This window comes from Cupriavidus cauae (genome assembly GCF_026210475.1).
Classification (GTDB): domain Bacteria; phylum Pseudomonadota; class Gammaproteobacteria; order Burkholderiales; family Burkholderiaceae; genus Cupriavidus; species Cupriavidus cauae.
The window spans coordinates 1,758,381-1,771,883 of record NZ_CP080293.1; the positions used below are offsets into that span (position 1 = coordinate 1,758,381).

The following is a 13,503-nucleotide window of genomic DNA, read 5'->3' on the forward strand; positions in this document are numbered from 1 at the left end:
GAAGCCCGCACGCTGAAGCCCGCGCGGCCGCCGATCTCCCCGCGGCCGCTTCCTCCCTGTCGTATCGCCGCAAACCGGCGCCGCGCTTTCCGGCCAAATCGCGTCAACATTTGTTGCGCGGCGCGCCGACTGTTCCCCTCGCTCTTATTCTCGGCCTACCCCGTCGCGACGGCGGGGCGGCATGCCCGTCCGGGCATCGCCAACGAAGCCGAACTCCGGTTACCGGAGAAGGAGCCTGTTCATGATCAAGCAAACCTTGCTGGCGCTGGCGTGCTGTCTTGGCATGTCGATGGCGCTGGCCGGCAGCGCGCTGGCCGCTGTCGACGTCAACAGTGCCGACGAGGCGGCGCTGACCTCGGTCAAGGGAATCGGACCGGCGATGGCGCGCCGGATCGTCGAGGAGCGCGGCAAGCAGGGCGCATTCAAGGACGCCAACGATCTGGCCGAGCGGGTCAAGGGCCTGGGGCCGAAGTCGGTGGTGCGTCTGCAGAACGAGGGGCTGAACATCGGCCGGGGCGGGGCGCTGCCCGCGGCGAAGGGAGGCAAGCAGACCGCCGCCGCGCCGACGGCGGCGGCAGTCTCGCCCGCCGGCAAGGGTTCCGGCAAGACGAACAAGGCCGCGCACTGAGCGGCCTGGCGGCGCCCTCAGTCCATGCTGCCGGCCCGTGCTGGTATGGCTCGTGCTAGCGCATCAGCGGCGTGGCGATGTCGCGACGCGGCCGGTCAGCGCCACTGATCGGACGCCGTGGCGCTTCGCAGGCCCTGGGCCAGGGAGTATGATGCGGGCGCTGCGGCAGGGCGCCTCGTTCGTCTCTCCTTGGGGAGGGAAGGGGCTGGCGGCGCGCGATGCGCGGTCCGGGAGCCACCGGGGGCGCACGCCGCGGCGTGCGGCAAGCCCTGCCGGCCACAACACATCACCAACACATCACCAAGAACGGCCGGGCGCGGCGCGCCAGCGGCCACCTCAGAACGGGAGCTGAACGATGGCGAATGGCGACGAGGCGGGATTCCTGCCGCGCTGGACACTGAAGACCGAGGGCGTGATTGCGCCGGATGAACGGCTGCCCACCGGGCAGACCGTGCTGGCCGGCATCCAGCACGTGGTGGCGATGTTCGGCTCGACCGCGATCGCGCCGATCCTGATGGGCTTCAATCCCAATATCGCCATCCTGTTCTCGGGCATCGGCACGCTGATCTTCTTCCTGTGCGTGCGCGGCCGCGTGCCCAGCTATCTCGGTTCCAGCTTCGCCTTCATCGCCGTCGTGATCGCGGCCACCGGCTATGCCGGCAGCGGCCCGAATCCGAATATTCCGCTGGCGCTCGGCGGCATCATCGCCGCCGGCCTGCTCTACACCGTGATCGGCCTGGTGGTGCAGGCCGCCGGCTATGGCTGGGTCGAACGGCTGATGCCGCCGGTGGTGACCGGTGCCATCGTCGCCGCGATCGGGCTGAATCTCGCGCCGGTCGCGGTCAAGGCGGTCAGCGCGGCCGCGCTCGATACCTGGATCGGCCTGCTGACCGTGGTCGCCGTCGGGCTGGTGGCGGTGCGCGCGCCCGGCATGATCGGCCGGCTGCCGGTGCTGATCGGCGGGCTGATCGGCTATCTGGCCTACTGGGTGTGCGCCAATGCGTTCGGCCTGGGCAAGCCGATCGACTTCTCCGGCGTCGCCAGCGCCAGCTGGTTCGGCCTGCCTGCCTTTACCACGCCGGTGTTCGAACTGAACGCGATGCTGCTGATCGCGCCGGTGGCGATCGTGCTGGTGGCGGAGAACCTGGGCCATATCAAGGCGATCGGCGTGATGACCGGCCGCAATCTGGACCCGTATATCGGCCGCGCCTTTATCGGCGACGGCGTCGCGACGATGCTGTCGGCCGCCGGCGGCGGTACCGGTGTGACCACCTATGCCGAGAATATGGGCGTGATGGCGGTGACCCGGATCTACTCGACGCTGATCTTCGTGGTGGCCGCGCTGGTGGCGATCCTGCTCGGCTTCTCGCCCAAGTTCGGTGCGCTGATCCTGACCATTCCGGGCCCGGTGATCGGCGGCCTGACCATCGTGGTGTTCGGCCTGATCGCCGCTACCGCGGGCCGGATCTGGGTCGAGAACCGCGTCGACTTCTCCGATTCGCGCAACCTGATCACCGTCGGCGCCACGCTGACGGTTGCGGCCGGCGACCTGACGCTGCGCTTCGGCGGCATGACGCTGGGCGGCATCGGCACCGCCACCTTCGGCGCGATCCTGCTGTACCACCTGCTCGGCAAGGGCCGCACGCGCGTCTGAGGAACCTGGCAGCGGGGCGGGCGATCCTGCCTCGCTGCCTCGCTGCCTCGCTGCCTCGCTGCCTCGCTGCCTCGCTGCCTCGCTGCCTCGCTGCCTCGCTGCCTCCCAGCGCCGCAGCCCTTCGCCGTTCTGGCAGTGCTTGCACCGCCCGCCGCCCCGCCGGCGGCAGGGTCATGACGACTGCATTACAATGGGCGCCGACATTTGGACTCGCCCCATCATGGCCTACAAGACGATCGAAGACACCATCGGCAATACGCCGCTGGTGCAATTGCAGCGTATTCCCGGAGCCGCCAACGCCGAGCGTGGCAATGTGATTCTGGGCAAGCTCGAAGGCAACAATCCGGCTGGCTCCGTCAAGGACCGGCCCGCGCTGTCGATGATCGCGCGTGCCGAAGCGCGCGGCCGCATCAAGCCCGGCGACACGCTGATCGAAGCGACGTCCGGCAATACCGGCATCGCGCTGGCGATGGCAGCCGCGATCCGCGGCTACAAGATGGTGCTGATCATGCCGGAGGACCTGAGCGTGGAGCGCCGCCAGAGCATGGCGGCCTACGGTGCCGAGATCATCCTGACCCCGGTCAAGGGCGGCATGGAATACGCGCGCGACCTGGCCGATTCGATGGAGCGCGACGGCAAGGGCGTCATCCTCGACCAGTTCGCCAATCCCGATAATCCGCAGTCCCACTACGAGACCACCGGTCCCGAGATCTGGCGCGACACCGAAGGCCGCGTTACGCATTTCGTTTCGGCGATGGGCACCACCGGCACGATCACGGGCGTGTCGCGCTATCTGAAGGAACAGAATCCGGCGATCCAGATCATCGGCGCGCAACCGGCCGAAGGCTCGCGCATTCCGGGCATCCGCAAATGGCCGGAAGCCTATATGCCGAAGATCTACGATGCGCGCTACATCGACCGCACCGAGCCGGTCAGCCAGGCCGACGCCGAACACATGGCCCGCCGCATGGCGCGCGAGGAAGGCATCTTCTGCGGCATCTCGGCCGCCGGCGCGCTGTGCGTCGCGCTGCGGATCGCGGAAGAAGTCCGCGACGCGACCATCGTGTTCGTGGTCTGCGACCGCGGCGACCGCTATCTGTCGACCGGCGTCTTCCCCGCCTGAACCTGGGTCAATGAACCCGGGGCATGAACCCGGGGCATGAATCCCGGGCAATCATCCGGGGCAATGAACGCGGGTCAACGAACCTGCGTCATGAACCCCAGCCGATGAACGCCGGCGCTGCCTGCTGAAACCACAGCAGCGCCGGCCGGATCGATCGGTCCTTACATCATCGCGGCCTTGACGGCCTCGCCCAGCTGATAGACCGCCAGCGCGTAGAAGAAGCTGCGGTTGTAGCGCGTCAGCACATAGAAGTTGCGCAATCCGAGCATGTACTCGGTCGGCGCATCGGGCGTCGGCAGGTCCACCACCAGCACCCCGGTCTCGCCTTCGCGCGCCGCGTCGATCGGCTCGTCCAGCCGCAGCCCGGCGCGCGTCAGCTGATTGAGCGTGCGCGTCGGCCACGGTTCGCCGTCGGCCGCCGCCGCCGCGATGCCGCGGCTGCCTTCGTCCTGCGCCAGCCGCCACACCACCGGCCGGCCCGCTTCCCATCCGTGCAGCTGCAGAAAGCGGCCGACGCTGCCGATCGCGTCCACCGGGCTGTTGCGCAGGTCGATGTGGCCATCGCGATCGTAGTCGGTCGCGTATTCGCGCAGGCTGGTCGGCATGAACTGCGGAATGCCGATCGCGCCGGCGTACGAGCCCAGCACCGAGAACACATCGGTACGGGTCTCGCGGCACCACAGCAGGTAGTCCTGCAGCTGCGCGCGGAACAGTGCCGAGCGGCTGGCGCGGTTCGGCGTATCGGGATAATCGAAGGCCAGCGTCGACAGCGAGTCCAGCACGCGGAAGCTGCCCATGTCGCGTCCGTAGATCGTCTCGACGCCGATGATGCCGACGATCACCGAGGCGGGCACGCCGAACTCGGTCTCGGCGCGGCGCAGCGTGTCGCGGTGCTGCTCCCAGAAGCGAACGCCGGCGTTGATGCGGATCGGCTCGATGAAGCGCGAGCGGTAGGCGCGCCAGCTTTTGCGGCCCGGCGTGGCCGGCGGCATGATCAGGCGCGCCACCGTGGCCGAATAGACCGCCTGTCCAAACCAGTCGTTCAGGGTCGCGCGCGAGAAGCCGTGTTTCGCGACCATCTCGTCGATGAAGGCGGCCGCCTGCGGGTTGCTGCCGTTGCGATAGCGGCCGGGATCGATTTCTTCTTCCTGGAAGCTGACGCGGCGCTTGCCGGCCGCCAGCAGCGAAGGGGTGGCGCCGCACAGGCCAAGCGCCACGGAGCAGAGCGCGGCGCCCAGCAGAGGGCGGCGCAGGGTACGCGTGTGTTCGGTCATGGTGTCCTTTGCAAGTCGGACCGAGTATAGCGGACGCATCCGGCGCAAAACATCACGGAACGATACGACCGGCGCCGCGAGCGGCCATCGCGTTGCGGGCCATCCGCTGTGCTAACGTACGGGGATGGAGACAGCGGCGCACTCGACGAAGTGCCCGCCACGCGCCCAACAACGCCTCGATAAACGCGCCGAATTCCCATGCCGACCGGCTACTACACGCATCCCGAATTCCTGCTGCACGAGATGGGGCAGTTCCATCCCGAGTGCCCGGAACGCCTGACCGCCATCGAAGACCATCTGATCTCGCACGGCATCGACGGCCTGCTGGACCGCCGCGAGGCGCCCGCGGCCAGCCGCGAGCAGATCGAGCGCGTGCATCTGCCCGGCTATGTCGACGGGCTGCACGAAGCCAGTCCCGCCAGCGGCTACCATGCGATCGATCCCGATACCGCAATGAACGCGCATACGCTGGCGGCGGCCACGCATGCGGCGGGCGCCGCGGTGGCGGCCACCGACGCGGTGATCGCCGGCGAGCTGGAGAACGCCTTCTGCTGCGTGCGGCCGCCGGGCCACCACGCCGAGCCCGATCGCGCGATGGGCTTCTGCTTCTACAACAACGTCGCCATTGCCGCCCGCCATGCGCTCGACGCGCACGGACTCGAACGCGTGGCGATCATCGACTTCGATGTCCATCACGGCAACGGCACCGAGGCCGCATTTCGCGGCGACGAGCGCGTGCTGATGTGCAGCTTCTTCCAGCATCCGTTCTACCCGTACAGCGGCACCGAGCACGTGGCCAACAACATGGCCAATATTCCGCTGCCGGCCTATACCAACGGCATGGCGGTGCGCGAGGTGGTGGAGACCATCTGGATGCCGCGGCTGCAGGCCTTCCGTCCGCAGATGCTGTTCATCTCGGCAGGCTTCGACGCGCATCGCGAGGACGACCTCGGCCAGATGGGGCTGGTCGAGCAGGACTATGCGTGGATCACGGCCGAGCTGATGACGCTGGCGCGGCTGCACGCGCAGGGACGCATCGTCAGCTGCCTCGAAGGCGGCTACAACCTCAGCGCGCTGGGGCGCAGCGTGCTGGCGCATCTGAAGGTGCTGCTGGAGCGCTAGGGCGAGCCGGCCCAGCGACGGGCGGGTTTTCAACGAGCCGGTTTGAACACGGCGGTTTCGACAAGCCGGTTTCGACAAGGCGGATTCCAGCAAGCGCCACCGCAGCAGGACAACAGCAGACCAGGAGACGATCATGGCCGAATCGGAACAAGCCCAAGCCGCTAGTGCGGTGCTGGCGCAAAGCGAAGATGCCCCGGGCGTGCTGCGCCTGACGCTGCAACGTCCCGACGCCTTCAACGCGTTGTCGGAGGCGCTGATCGACGCGGTGACCGAGGCGCTGACCCGCATCGCCGCCGATCCCGCCGTGCGGGTCGTGGTGCTGGCCGGCGCGGGGCGCGCCTTCTGCGCCGGGCACGATCTGCGCGAAATGCGCGCCCAGCCCTCGCACGATTACTACCGCCGCCTGTTCGACCGCTGCACGCGCATGATGCTGGCGATCCAGCGCATGCCGCAGCCGGTGATCGCGCGCGTGCACGGCATCGCCACCGCGGCCGGCTGCCAGCTGGTGGCGATGTGCGACCTGGCGGTGGCCGCCGACGACGCGCGCTTTGCGGTGTCGGGCGTCAACCTGGGCCTGTTCTGCTCGACGCCCGGCGTGGCGCTGTCGCGCAATCTGCATCGCAAGCACGCGATGGAGATGCTGCTGACCGGCGAGATGATCGGCGCCCGCGAGGCGCAGGCGCGCGGCCTGGTCAATCGCGTGGTGCCGGCCGCCGAGCTGGATGGGAAGGTGGCGAAGCTGGCCGCCAGCATCTGCGCCAAGCCGGCGGCAGCCATCGCGGCCGGCAAGGGGCTGTTCTACCGCCAGCTCGAAATGGGCGTCGAGGCCGCCTATCAGCTTGCCGGGCAGACCATGGCATGCAACATGATGGACGAATCGGCGCTGGAGGGCGTGCAGGCATTCATCGACAAGCGGCCGCCGTCCTGGCGTTCGGGTTGATCCAGAGTTGACATCTCGGCACTCGGAAACGGGGCTTTATTCCCTTTTCGTCTAAAGACATCGGCAAAAAGTCGTTTCTGGTAAGAAGCGGATCGCTTAAAATAGCCCGTTACATCCAAAAACGATAAATGCGGCAGCAGCGCTGGAGACCCCGTCCCGGCTGTTGCCGTTTTCTTTTCGCTCTGTCTCATGATCGAACTGCAAGGTCTCTCGCAGCGATTCCCCGGTGCGACCGGGGATGTGCACGCTTTGCGGGATGTCAGCCTGTCCATCGCGGCCGGCGAAATCTTCGGCATCATCGGCCGCAGCGGCGCCGGCAAAAGTACGCTGGTGCGCGCCATCAACCTGCTGAACCGTCCGACCGCCGGCCGCGTGATCGTCGCCGGGCAGGATCTGACCGCGCTGGACTCGTCCGCGCTGCGGCTGGCGCGCCGCGACATCGGCATGATCTTCCAGCATTTCAACCTGCTGTCCTCGCGCACCGTCTATGACAACGTGGCGCTGCCGCTGGAGCTCGCCGGCAAGAGCCGCGACGAGATCGCCGCGACGGTGCTGCCGCTGCTGGACCTGGTGGGCCTGTCGGCGCTGAAGGACCGTTATCCGGCGCAGATCAGCGGCGGCCAGAAGCAGCGCGTCGGCATTGCGCGGGCCCTTGCCAGCAAGCCCAAGGTGCTGCTGTCGGACGAGGCCACCTCGGCGCTCGACCCGGAAACCACGCGGTCCATCCTCGACCTGCTCAAGCAGATCAATCGCGACCTGGGGCTGACCATCGTGATGATCACGCACCAGATGGAGGTCATCAAGCAGGTCTGCGATCGCGTCGCGGTGCTCGATGCCGGCTGCGTGGTCGAGCAGGGCCAGGTCATCGATGTCTTCCTGCGGCCGCAGCACGCGGTCACGCGCGCGATGATCGGCGACGTGATCGCGCAGGAGCTGCCGCCGAGCGTGCTCAAGCGCGTCGAGAGCCGGCTCGGCAACGGGCGCGACCATGTCTACCGTCTGGCGTTCACCGGCGAGGGCGTCGACCAGCCGGTGCTGGCGCAGGCGATCCGCCGCTACGGGCTGGATTTCAACATCCTGCACGGGCATATCGACGAGATCCAGGGACAGGCCTTCGGCTCGCTGGCCATCATGGCCACCGGCGAGACCGAGAACGTCCGGGCGGCAATGGCATTCCTGCAGGAGCAGGGCGTGGTGGTGGAGGAATACGAGCATGTGGTCTGAGCTGTTCGACCTGTTTGTGACCTCGCTGGGCGAGACCCTGGTGATGGTCGGCATCTCGGGCGTGATCGGCGCGCTGCTTGGCGTGCCGCTCGGCGTGGTGCTGCATCTGACGGACCGGGGCGGCCCGCTGGCGCACCCCTTGTTCAACCGGCTGATCGGCGTGGTCGTCAACGCGGTGCGCTCGATCCCGTTCATCATCCTGCTGGTGGTGGTGATCCCGTTCACCCGCTTCCTGGCCGGTTCGTCGATCGGCACCGCGGCGGCGGTGGTGCCGCTGACGATCGCGGCGATTCCGTTTATCGCGCGGCTGGTCGAGAGCGCGCTGCGCGAGGTCGACAAGGGCCTGGTGGAGGCGGCGCAATCGATGGGCGCGAGCACCGGCCAGATCGTCTGGAAGGTGCTGCTGCCCGAGGCCATGCCCGGCATCGTCGCCGGCCTGACCATCACCTTCGTCAGCCTGGTCGGCTATTCGGCGATGGCCGGCGCGATCGGCGGCGGCGGCCTGGGCGACCTCGGCATCCGCTATGGCTACCAGCGCTACATCACCGAGGTGATGGTGGCGGTGGTGCTGATCCTGATCGTGCTGGTGCAGGCGGTGCAGAGCTTCGGCGACTGGCTGGTCCGCCGGATCAGCCATCGCTGAGCGCCTCGTCGGCATCGGCATCGGCCGGTATCGTTTCGTTTCCCGTTTCGTTTTGCTTTATCCCAGACTCAACCCAGAACGCATCGCAAAGGAAGTCAGACATGCAACGTCGTAGCCTGCTGCAATGGATCATCGGCGCCGCGCTCGGTGCCAGCCTCGCCACCGCCGCGGTGGCGCAGGACAAGCCGATCAAGATCGGCGTGACCGGCGGTCCGCACGCCCAGATCATGGAACAGGTCAAGAAGGTCGCCGCCAAGGATGGCCTCAATATCCAGGTCGTCGAGTTCAGCGACTACATCCAGCCGAACGCCGCGCTGGCCGCCGGCGACCTCGACGCCAACAGCTATCAGCATCTGCCGTATCTCGAGGCGCAGATGAAGGACCGCGGCTACAAGTTCGCCAACGTCGGCTACACCGTCACGTTCCCGATGGGCGTCTACTCGAAGAAGATCAAGTCGCTGGACCAGCTCAAGCAGGGCGCCCGCGTCGGCGTGCCCAACGATCCGACCAACGGCGGCCGCGGCCTGCTGCTGCTGCAGAGCAAGGGCGTGATCAAGCTGCGTGCGGATGCCGGCCTGAAGGCCACGCCGCTGGACATCGTCGCGAATCCGAAGAAGATCCGCATCGTCGAACTGGACGCCGCGCAGCTGCCGCGCTCGCTGGACGACCTGGATGCCGCCGCGATCAACGGCAACTACGCAGAATCGGCCGGCCTGTCGCCGACCAAGGACGCGATCGCGATGGAAGGTCCGAAGGGTCCGTACGCCAACCTGATCGCCGTGCGCGAGGCCGACAAGAACAAGCCGTGGGTCGCCAAGCTGATCAAGGCCTACCACTCGCCGGAGATCAAGGACTACGTCACCAAGACGTTCAAGGAGTCGGTGATCACGGCCTGGTAAGCCGGCCCCGCACGTGCGGCCGGGTATCGAACAAAACCTCGAAACCGGCCGTCACGTCTGTGCCGTGAAGGGTTTTCTGCGGCACAATACCGGTCAACAAGCGGCTCAGTGATCGGCGAAGTCATCGACCGAAATCGCCTGCCGGGCTATGCCCGGCAATTCTTTGCCTATAAAATAGTACGGTCGTTCGAAAATTCCGGGCGCCGCCGACCCGGTGGTTATAATGGCGAGCGAACCAAATTTCTGACAATCAGTGGAGTGAGCGCATGAAAGTACTCGTCGCAGTCAAGCGCGTGGTTGACTACAACGTCAAGGTCCGTGTGAAGTCCGATGGCTCGGGCGTCGACCTGGCCAACGTGAAGATGAGCATGAACCCGTTCGACGAGATCGCCGTGGAAGAGGCGGTCCGCTTGAAGGAAGCCGGCGTGGCCACCGAGGTCGTGGCGGTCTCCTGCGGCGTGGCGCAATGCCAGGAAACGCTGCGCACCGCGATGGCGATCGGCGCCGACCGGGGCATCCTCGTCGAGAGCAGCGAAGACCTGCAGCCGCTGGCCGTGGCCAAGCTGCTGAAGGCGCTGATCGACAAGGAGCAGCCGCAGCTGGTGATCCTGGGCAAGCAGGCCATCGACGACGACTCCAACCAGACCGGCCAGATGGTGGCCGCGCTGGCCGGCCTGCCGCAGGCGACCTTCGCCTCGAAGGTCGTGATCGCAGACGGCAAGGCCTCGGTGACCCGCGAAGTCGACGGCGGCCTGGAAACGCTGTCGGTCAAGCTGCCGGCGGTGGTGACCACCGACCTGCGCCTGAACGAGCCGCGCTACGTCACGCTGCCGAACATCATGAAGGCCAAGAAGAAGCCGCTGGAAACCGTGAAGCCGGAAGACCTGGGCGTCGACGTGGCGCCGCGTCTGCAGACGCTGAAGGTCGTCGAGCCGCCCAAGCGCAGCGCGGGTGTGATGGTGCCGGACGTCGCGACGCTGGTGCAGAAGCTCAAGAACGAAGCCAAGGTCATCTAAGCGCGCCAGGAGATACGAACATGACTGCACTCGTCATTGCTGAACACGACAATCAATCGATCAAGGGCGCGACCCTGAACACCGTGACCGCCGCGGCCCAGTGCGGCGGCGACGTCCACGTGCTGGTTGCCGGCGCCAACGCCCAGGCCGCCGCCGAAGCCGCCGCGAAGATCGCCGGCGTCGCCAAGGTGCTGCTGGCCGATGCGCCGTACTTCGGCGAAGGCCTGGCCGAGAACGTCGCCGAGCAGGTGCTGGCGATCGCCAGCGACTACAGCCACATCCTGGCTCCGGCCACCGCCTACGGCAAGAACGTGCTGCCGCGCGTCGCCGCCAAGCTGGACGTGGCCCAGCTGTCGGACATCACCAAGGTCGACGGCCCGGACACCTTCGAGCGCCCGATCTATGCCGGCAACGCGATCGCCACGGTCAAGTCGTCGGACAAGATCAAGGTGATCACCGTGCGCGGCACCGCGTTTGATCCTGCCGCCGCGGAAGGCGGCTCGGCCTCGGTCGACACCGTGCCCGCCGTGGCCGATGCCGGCATCTCGCAATTCGTGTCGCGTGAAGTGACCAAGAGCGATCGTCCGGAACTGACCGCCGCCAAGATCATCGTGTCGGGCGGCCGGGGCGTCGGCTCGGGCGAGAACTACACCAAGGTGCTGACCCCGCTGGCCGACAAGCTGGGCGCCGCGCTGGGCGCCTCGCGTGCCGCGGTGGACGCCGGCTTCGTGCCGAACGACTACCAGGTCGGCCAGACCGGCAAGATCGTCGCGCCGCAGCTGTATATCGCCGTCGGTATCTCGGGCGCGATCCAGCATCTGGCCGGCATGAAGGACTCCAAGGTGATCGTCGCGATCAACAAGGACGCCGAGGCGCCGATCTTCTCGGTCGCCGACTACGGCCTGGTGGGCGACCTGAACACCGTGGTGCCGGAGCTGGTGGCGGCCCTGGGCTGATCGCCAGCCCTGCCGCGGCGCCGCCCGGTGCCGCGGCAGGATCGAGCCAGCCGACACAAGAAAAAGAAAAGCCAAGACAAGCCGTTCCGGGCCCGCCCGCGAGCGGCTTTTTTATACGCTGCATCGAACGGTCGCCCTCAGCCAACTGCCGCGACCCATTGCGATAACGGAGACTTCGATGACCTACCGCGCCCCGCTCAAGGACATGCTGTTCGCGATCAACGAACTGGCCGGGCTGGATGCCATCAGCCAATTGCCGGGCTTCGAGGAAGCGACGGCCGACACCGCGCAGGCGGTGCTCGAGGAGGCGGCCAAGTTCACCGAGCAGGTGATCGCGCCGCTGAACCGCACCGGCGATATCGAGCCGAGCAGCTGGAAGGACGGCGCGGTCACCACCACGCCCGGCTTCAAGGACGCGTTCCGCCAGTTCGGCGAGGGCGGCTGGCAGGGCGTGCTGCATCCGCAGGAATTCGGCGGCCAGGGCTTGCCCAAGCTGATCGCCACCGCCTGCAACGAGATGCTGAACTCGGCCAATCTGTCGTTCGCGCTGTGCCCGCTGTTGACCGACGGCGCCATCGAGGCGCTGCTGACCGCCGGCAGCGACGCGCAGCGGCAGGCCTACCTGCCCAGGCTGATCTCGGGCCAGTGGACCGGCACGATGAACCTGACCGAGCCGCAGGCCGGCTCCGACCTGGCCGCGGTGCGCACGCGCGCGGAGCCGCAGGGCGACGGCACCTACAAGCTGTTCGGCACCAAGATCTTCATCACCTACGGCGAGCACGACATGGCGGAGAACATCGTCCATCTCGTGCTGGCAAGGACGCCGAACGCGCCGGAAGGGGTCAAGGGCATCTCGCTGTTCATCGTGCCGAAGTTCCTGGTCAACGAGGACGGCTCGCTGGGCGCGCGCAACGACGTGCACTGCGTATCGATCGAGCACAAGCTCGGCATCAAGGCCAGCCCGACTGCGGTGCTGCAGTTCGGCGACCATGGCGGCGCCATCGGCACGCTGGTCGGCGAGGAGAACCGCGGCCTCGAGTACATGTTCATCATGATGAATGCGGCCCGCTTCTCGGTCGGCATGCAGGGCATCGCGGTGTCCGAGCGCGCCTATCAGCAGGCCGTGGCCTATGCGCGCGAGCGCGTGCAGAGCCGCCCCGTCGACGGGTCGGCGCGGCAGGCGGTCACCATCATTCATCATCCCGACGTCAAGCGCATGCTGATGACGATGCGCGCGCTGACCGAAGGCGCGCGCGCGCTGGCCTATGTCGGCGCGGCGGCCTGCGATACAGCGCACCAGCATCCCGACGAAGCGGTGCGCCGCGAGAACCAGGCGTTCTACGAATTCCTGGTGCCGGTGATCAAGGGCTGGAGCACCGAGCTGTCGATCGATGTGACCAGCCTGGGCGTGCAGGTCCACGGCGGCATGGGCTTCATCGAGGAGACCGGCGCCGCGCAGCACTATCGCGACGCGCGCATCCTGCCGATCTACGAGGGCACCACGGCGATCCAGGCCAACGACCTGGTCGGCCGCAAGACGGTGCGTGATGGCGGCGCCGTGGCGCGCGGCATCTGCGCGCGCATTGCCGAGACCGAGGCCGCGCTGGCCGCGCACGGCGGCGCGCCGTTCGCCGCGATGCAGGCGCAGCTGGCCAAGGGTCGCGCCGCGCTGGAGCAGGCGATCGACTTCATCGTCGCCAACGGCAAGACCGATCCCAACGCCGCCTTTGCCGGCAGCGTGCCCTATCTGAAGCTGTGCGGCATCGTATTCTCGGGCTGGCAGCTCGGACGCGCGATGCTGGCCGCCGATGCCCGCCGTGCCGAAGATCCGGCCTTCCACGAGGCCAAGATCGCGACCGCGCATTTCTTCGCCGAACACGTGCTGTCGCAGGCCGGCGGCATTCGCGATGCCATCGTGTCGGGTGCGCCGGCGGCGCTGGCGTTGAGCGAGGCGCAGTTCTGACGGCAGTGCAGGTGTAGGCAACAAAAAAGACGGCCGCCTGGCCGTCTTTTTTGTTGGGGCG

Annotated in this window: 12 protein-coding genes; 11 read left to right on the forward strand and 1 reads right to left on the reverse strand. The window is 67.4% G+C overall.

Features of this window, described 5'->3' with window-relative positions:
* Window positions 1–241 precede the first annotated feature (241 nt).
* The 3 genes from KZ686_RS07840 (at window position 242) to cysM (ending at window position 3,405) form a co-directional block, all read left to right on the forward strand.
* Window positions 242–628, forward strand: a complete 387-nt coding sequence (locus KZ686_RS07840) for a ComEA family DNA-binding protein (RefSeq protein ID WP_149317894.1) — start codon at window positions 242–244, stop codon at window positions 626–628.
* A gap of 355 nt (window positions 629–983) precedes the next feature.
* A complete protein-coding gene (locus KZ686_RS07845) occupies window positions 984–2,282 on the forward strand; it encodes a solute carrier family 23 protein (protein WP_149317895.1) in 1,299 nt (432 codons plus the stop codon).
* A 220-nt stretch (window positions 2,283–2,502) separates the two neighbouring features.
* A complete protein-coding gene (cysM, locus tag KZ686_RS07850; protein WP_149317896.1) occupies window positions 2,503–3,405 on the forward strand; it encodes a cysteine synthase CysM in 903 nt (300 codons plus the stop codon).
* A 161-nt stretch (window positions 3,406–3,566) separates the two neighbouring features.
* Here cysM and mltB read toward each other — a convergent pair whose 3' ends face one another.
* A complete protein-coding gene (gene mltB / locus KZ686_RS07855; RefSeq protein ID WP_265633383.1) occupies window positions 3,567–4,679 on the reverse strand; it encodes a lytic murein transglycosylase B in 1,113 nt (370 codons plus the stop codon).
* A gap of 198 nt (window positions 4,680–4,877) precedes the next feature.
* On the opposite strand from mltB, the gene KZ686_RS07860 reads away from it, so the two are divergent.
* The 8 genes from KZ686_RS07860 to KZ686_RS07895 all read left to right on the forward strand — a co-directional run bounded on the left by KZ686_RS07860 (window position 4,878) and on the right by KZ686_RS07895 (window position 13,442).
* Window positions 4,878–5,801: a histone deacetylase family protein gene (locus KZ686_RS07860; protein WP_149317898.1), complete on the forward strand. Its 924-nt coding sequence runs from the start codon at window positions 4,878–4,880 to the stop codon at window positions 5,799–5,801.
* A 133-nt stretch (window positions 5,802–5,934) separates the two neighbouring features.
* Complete coding sequence (locus KZ686_RS07865) at window positions 5,935–6,741, forward strand: enoyl-CoA hydratase (RefSeq protein ID WP_265632134.1); 807 nt, start codon at window positions 5,935–5,937, stop codon at window positions 6,739–6,741.
* A gap of 189 nt (window positions 6,742–6,930) precedes the next feature.
* Window positions 6,931–7,965 (forward strand): methionine ABC transporter ATP-binding protein, encoded by a 1,035-nt coding sequence (locus KZ686_RS07870; RefSeq protein WP_149317900.1) that lies wholly within the window; start codon window positions 6,931–6,933, stop codon window positions 7,963–7,965.
* A complete protein-coding gene (locus KZ686_RS07875; protein WP_053821324.1) occupies window positions 7,955–8,608 on the forward strand; it encodes a methionine ABC transporter permease in 654 nt (217 codons plus the stop codon). Before KZ686_RS07870 ends, KZ686_RS07875 begins: the two co-directional genes overlap by 11 nt.
* 101 nt (window positions 8,609–8,709) lie before the next feature.
* The gene (locus tag KZ686_RS07880) at window positions 8,710–9,507 is read left to right on the forward strand and encodes a MetQ/NlpA family ABC transporter substrate-binding protein (protein WP_149317901.1); all 798 of its coding nucleotides are present in this window, start codon (window positions 8,710–8,712) and stop codon (window positions 9,505–9,507) included.
* Between the two features lie 266 nt (window positions 9,508–9,773).
* Window positions 9,774–10,523, forward strand: a complete 750-nt coding sequence (locus tag KZ686_RS07885) for an electron transfer flavoprotein subunit beta/FixA family protein (RefSeq protein ID WP_053821326.1) — start codon at window positions 9,774–9,776, stop codon at window positions 10,521–10,523.
* Between the two features lie 20 nt (window positions 10,524–10,543).
* The gene (locus KZ686_RS07890; RefSeq protein WP_006577021.1) at window positions 10,544–11,479 is read left to right on the forward strand and encodes an electron transfer flavoprotein subunit alpha/FixB family protein; all 936 of its coding nucleotides are present in this window, start codon (window positions 10,544–10,546) and stop codon (window positions 11,477–11,479) included.
* Window positions 11,480–11,657: 178 nt separating this feature from the next.
* Window positions 11,658–13,442: an acyl-CoA dehydrogenase gene (locus KZ686_RS07895; RefSeq protein WP_265632138.1), complete on the forward strand. Its 1,785-nt coding sequence runs from the start codon at window positions 11,658–11,660 to the stop codon at window positions 13,440–13,442.
* Window positions 13,443–13,503 lie beyond the last annotated feature (61 nt).

Excerpts from the sequence above, each read along its gene's own strand:
- KZ686_RS07845 (WP_149317895.1), top strand. The coding sequence starts at position 984 with ATGGCGAATGGCGACGAGGCGGGATTCCTGCCGCGCTGGACACTGAAG.
- KZ686_RS07865 (WP_265632134.1), top strand. The coding sequence starts at position 5,935 with ATGGCCGAATCGGAACAAGCCCAAGCCGCTAGTGCGGTGCTGGCGCAA.
- cysM (WP_149317896.1), top strand. The coding sequence starts at position 2,503 with ATGGCCTACAAGACGATCGAAGACACCATCGGCAATACGCCGCTGGTG.
- KZ686_RS07860 (WP_149317898.1), top strand. The coding sequence starts at position 4,878 with ATGCCGACCGGCTACTACACGCATCCCGAATTCCTGCTGCACGAGATG.
- KZ686_RS07895 (WP_265632138.1), top strand. The coding sequence starts at position 11,658 with ATGACCTACCGCGCCCCGCTCAAGGACATGCTGTTCGCGATCAACGAA.
- KZ686_RS07885 (WP_053821326.1), top strand. The coding sequence starts at position 9,774 with ATGAAAGTACTCGTCGCAGTCAAGCGCGTGGTTGACTACAACGTCAAG.
- KZ686_RS07870 (WP_149317900.1), top strand. The coding sequence starts at position 6,931 with ATGATCGAACTGCAAGGTCTCTCGCAGCGATTCCCCGGTGCGACCGGG.
- KZ686_RS07875 (WP_053821324.1), top strand. The coding sequence starts at position 7,955 with ATGTGGTCTGAGCTGTTCGACCTGTTTGTGACCTCGCTGGGCGAGACC.
- KZ686_RS07890 (WP_006577021.1), top strand. The coding sequence starts at position 10,544 with ATGACTGCACTCGTCATTGCTGAACACGACAATCAATCGATCAAGGGC.
- KZ686_RS07840 (WP_149317894.1), top strand. The coding sequence starts at position 242 with ATGATCAAGCAAACCTTGCTGGCGCTGGCGTGCTGTCTTGGCATGTCG.
- KZ686_RS07880 (WP_149317901.1), top strand. The coding sequence starts at position 8,710 with ATGCAACGTCGTAGCCTGCTGCAATGGATCATCGGCGCCGCGCTCGGT.
- mltB (WP_265633383.1), bottom strand. The coding sequence starts at position 4,679 with ATGACCGAACACACGCGTACCCTGCGCCGCCCTCTGCTGGGCGCCGCG.